Origin of the sequence: Mariniradius sediminis, assembly GCF_021491425.1 — a bacterium.
Classification (GTDB): domain Bacteria; phylum Bacteroidota; class Bacteroidia; order Cytophagales; family Cyclobacteriaceae; genus Mariniradius; species Mariniradius saccharolyticus.
In genome coordinates, this window is the sequence record NZ_JAKEVZ010000031.1 from 1 (window position 1) to 4,967 (window position 4,967).

1 protein-coding gene is annotated in these 4,967 nt (G+C 53.6%); it reads right to left on the minus strand.

The window, feature by feature from the left end; all coding sequences use genetic code 11:
* Positions 1 to 4,967: beta strand repeat-containing protein (locus L0U89_RS20075; RefSeq protein ID WP_369413264.1), on the minus strand; the 4,967-nt coding region annotated here is incomplete at both ends.

Consider the following 4,967-nt stretch of genomic DNA (forward strand, 5'->3'; position numbering starts at 1 on the left):
CAGGGTTACATTGCCCGTGTTGGTCACTACAATTGTGTAGTTCAGGACATCGCCCACCGCATCGAAACTGCCCTCTGCGACTGTTTTCTGGATACTTAAGGCAGGGGACTGTACCGCATTGACGGTTGCCTGGTCGGAAACGGATACCGAGCCCGAAGAGGCGGAAGCCGTGTTGCCAACCGCACCGTTGTCCAGATCAGACTGGACGACGGTATAGGAAGTATTGAAGCTCTGCGAAGCCGTTGGGGCGAGCGAAGCGATGGTCTGGTTCAGGCCAGTCAAAGGATCGACCACGACAACATTCGACAGGGTTGTATTGCCTGTGTTGGTAACAACGATCGTGAAGTTCAACACATCGCCAACCGCATCGAAGCTGCCCTCTGTGGCTGTTTTCTGGATACTTAATGCCGGGGACTGTACCGCATTCACAACCACCTGGTCGGAAACGGATACCGGGCCCGAAGTAGCCGAAGCGGTATTTGCCACCGAACCGTTGTCCAAGTCAGACTGGACGATTGAGTAAGACGTGTTGAAGCTCTGCGAAGCCGTCGGAGCCAGCGAAGCGATGGTCTGGTTCAAGCCTGTCAATGGATCGACGACCACGACATTCGACAGGGTTGTGTTGCCCGTGTTGGTGACGGTGACGGTGTAGTTCAGGACATCTCCCACCGCATCGAAACTGCCCTCTGCGACTGTTTTCTGGATACTTAAGGCAGGGGACTGTACCGCATTGACGGTTACCTGGTCGGAAACGGATACAGAGCCCGAAGAGGCGGAAGCCGTGTTGCCAACCGAACCGTTGTCCAAGTCAGACTGGACGATGGTGTAGGAAGTATTGAAGCTCTGGGAAGCCGTTGGGGCGAGCGAAGCGATGGTCTGGTTCAGGCCAGTCAAAGGATCAATGACCACGACATTCGACAGGGTTGTGTTGCCCGTGTTGGTCACCACAATAGTATAATTCAACACGTCTCCCACTGCGTCGAAGCTGCCTTCTGCGACTGTTTTCTGGATACTTAAGGCAGGGGACTGTACCGCGTTGACGGTTACCTGGTCGGAAACGGATACAGAGCCCGAAGTGGCGGAAGCCGTGTTGCCAACTGAACCGTTGTCCAAGTCAGACTGGACGATTGTGTAAGACGTATTGAAGCTTTGCGAAGCCGTCGCAGCCAGCGAAGCGATGGTCTGGTTCAATCCTGTCAGTGGATCAACCACGACAACATTCGACAGAGTCACGTTGCCCGTGTTGGTCACCACAATAGTATAATTCAACACGTCCCCCACCGCATCGAAGCTGGTTTCTGCAACCGACTTGTCGATTGAAAGGGCAGGGGATTGGACTGCGCTCACAACCACTTGGTCTGAAACGTTAACCGAACCGCTTGAAGCCGAAGCTGTATTGGCCACGGAACCTGCATCGATATCTGCCTGGTTTACTGCATAAGAAGTATTGAAGCTCTGCGAAGCCGTTGGAGCCAGCGAAGCGATGGTCTGGTTGAGTCCTGTCAATGGATCGACGACCACGACGTTGGGCAGGGTTACATTGCCCGTGTTGGTCACTACAATTGTGTAGTTCAATACATCGCCCACCGCGTCGAAACTGCTTTCTGCGACTGTTTTCTGGATACTTAAGGCAGGGGACTGTACCGCGTTGACGGTTACCTGATCGGAAACGGATACAGAGCCCGAAGAGGCGGAAGCGGTATTGGCTACCGATCCGTTGTCCAGGTCAGACTGAACGATTGAGTAAGACGTATTGAAGCTCTGCGAAGCCGTAGGTGCCAGGGAAGCGATGGTCTGGTTGAGCCCTGTCAGCGGATCGACGACCACGACGTTGGGCAGGGTTACATTGCCCGTGTTGGTCACTACAATTGTGTAGTTCAGGACATCGCCCACCGCATCGTAACTGCCCTCTGCGACTGTTTTCTGGATACTTAAAGCAGGTGATTGTACCGCGTTGACGGTTACCTGATCGGAAACGGATACAGAGCCCGAAGAGGCGGAAGCGGTATTGGCTACCGATCCGTTGTCCAGGTCAGACTGAACGATTGAGTAAGACGTGTTGAAGCTCTGCGAAGCCGTTGGAGCGAGCGAAGCAATGGTCTGGTTCAAACCTGTCAGCGGATCAACCAAGACAATATTCGTCAACGTCACGTTGCCCGTGTTGGTCACCACAATAGTATAATTCAACACGTCGCCCACCGCGTCGAAACTGCTTTCTGCAACCGACTTGTCAATGGATAGGGCAGGAGACTGTACCGCATTGACGGTTACCTGATCGGAGACGGATACAGAGCCCGAAGAGGCGGAGGCCGTGTTGCCAACCGAACCGTTGTCCAGATCAGACTGGACGATTGTGTAAGACGTATTGAAGCTCTGCGAAGCCGTTGGGGCGAGCGAAGCAATGGTCTGGTTCAATCCTGTCAGCGGATCGACCACGACAACATTCAACAAAGTCACGTTGCCTGTGTTGGTAACGGTGACGGTGTAGTTCAGGACATCGCTTACTGCATCGTAGCTGCTTTCGGCCACCGTCTTGTCGATGGAAAGGGCAGGGGATTGTACCGCGTTCACAACCACCTGGTCGGAAACACTTACCGAACCGCTGGAAGCGGAAGCCGTATTGGCCACTGAACCCGCATCGATATCGGATTGGGTTACTGCATAAGATGTGTTGAAGCTCTGGGAAGCCGTCGGAGCCAAACTTGAAATGGTCTGGTTCAGGCCAGTCAAAGGATCGACCACGACAACATTCGACAGGGTTGTATTGCCTGTGTTGGTAACAACGATCGTGAAGTTCAACACATCGCCAACCGCATCGAAGCTGCCCTCTGTGGCTGTTTTCTGGATACTTAATGCCGGGGACTGTACCGCATTCACAACCACCTGGTCGGAAACGGATACCGGGCCCGAAGTAGCCGAAGCGGTATTTGCCACCGAACCGTTGTCCAGATCAGACTGGACGATGGTATAAGAAGTATTGAAGCTCTGCGAAGCCGTTGGGGCGAGCGAAGCGATGGTCTGGCTGAGACCGGTCAGCGGATCAACCACGACAACATTCGACAAAGTCACGTTGCCCGTATTGGTGACGACGATGGTGTAATTCAGCACATCGCCTACCGCATCGTAACTGCCCTCCGCGACTGTTTTCTGGATACTTAAAGCAGGTGATTGTACCGCATTGACGGTTACCTGGTCGGAAACGGATACCGATCCCGAAGAGGCGGAAGCGGTATTGGCTACCGATCCGTTGTCCAAGTCAGACTGGACGATGGTGTAGGAAGTATTGAAGCTTTGAGAAGCCGTTGGGGCGAGCGAAGCGATGGTCTGGTTGAGTCCTGTCAAAGGATCAACGACCACAACGTTGGACAGGGTTACATTGCCCGTGTTGGTCACCACAATAGTATAATTCAACACATCTCCCACCGCATCGAAACTGTTTTCCGCAACCGACTTGTCGATGGACAGGGCAGGTGATTGTACCGCATTGACGGTTACCTGGTCGGAAACGGATACCGAACCGCTTGAAGCGGAGGCTGTATTGCTTACGGAACCATTATCCAGGTCGGATTGGACAATCGTGTAAGAGGTATTGAAATTCTGCGAAGCCGTCGGAGCCAGCGAAGCGATGGTCTGGTTGAGCCCTGTCAGCGGATCGACCACCACGACATTCGACAAAGTCACGTTGCCTGTGTTGGTCACCACAATAGTATAATTCAACACGTCTCCCACTGCGTCGAAGCTGCTTTCAGCCACCGACTTGTCAATGGACAGGGCAGGTGACTGCACCGCGTTGACGGTTACCTGATCGGAAACGGATACAGAGCCCGAAGAGGCGGAAGCCGTGTTGCCAACCGAACCGTTGTCCAGATCAGACTGGACGATGGTATAGGAAGTATTGAAGCTCTGCGAAGCCGTCGGAGCGAGCGAAGCGATGTTCTGGTTGAGCCCTGTCAGCGGATCGACAACCACGACGTTGGAAAGTGTTGTATTGCCCGTGTTGGTGACGACAATAGTATAATTCAACACGTCTCCCACTGCGTCGAAGCTGCTTTCAGCCACCGACTTGTCAATGGACAGGGCAGGTGACTGTACCGCATTGACGGTTGCCTGATCGGAAACGGATACCGGGCCCGAAGTAGCCGAAGCGGTATTTGCCACCGAACCGTTGTCCAAGTCAGACTGGACGATCGTGTAAGAGGTATTGAAGCTCTGCGAAGCCGTAGGTGCCAGCGAAGAGATGGTCTGGTTCAAGCCTGTCAGCGGATCTACGACCACAACGTTGGACAGTGTTGTATTGCCCGTGTTGGTCACCACAATAGTATAATTCAACACATCTCCCACCGCATCGAAACTGTTTTCCGCAACCGACTTGTCGATGGACAGGGCAGGTGATTGTACCGCATTGACGGTTACCTGATCGGAAACGGATACAGAGCCCGAAGAGGCGGAAGCGGTATTGGCTACCGATCCGTTGTCCAGGTCAGACTGGACGATTGTGTAAGACGTATTGAAGCTCTGCGAAGCCGTCGGAGCGAGCGAGGCGATGGTCTGGTTGAGCCCTGTCAGCGGATCGACCACGACAACATTCGACATAGTCACATTGCCCGTGTTGGTCACCACAATAGTATAATTCAACACGTCTCCCACTGCGTCGAAGCTGCCCTCTGCGACTGTTTTCTGGATACCCAATGCAGGTGATTGTACCGCATTGACGGTTACCTGGTCGGAAACACTTACAGAACCGCTTGAAGCCGAAGCTGTATTGGCCACGGAACCTGCATCGATATCTGCCTGGGTTACTGCATAAGAAGTATTGAAGCTCTGGGAAGCGGTTGGGGCGAGCGAAGCGATGGTCTGGTTCAATCCTGTCAAAGGATCAACCACGACAACATTCGACAGGGTTACATTGCCCGTGTTGGTGACGGTAACGGTGTAGTTCAGGACATCGCCCACCGCATCGTAACTGC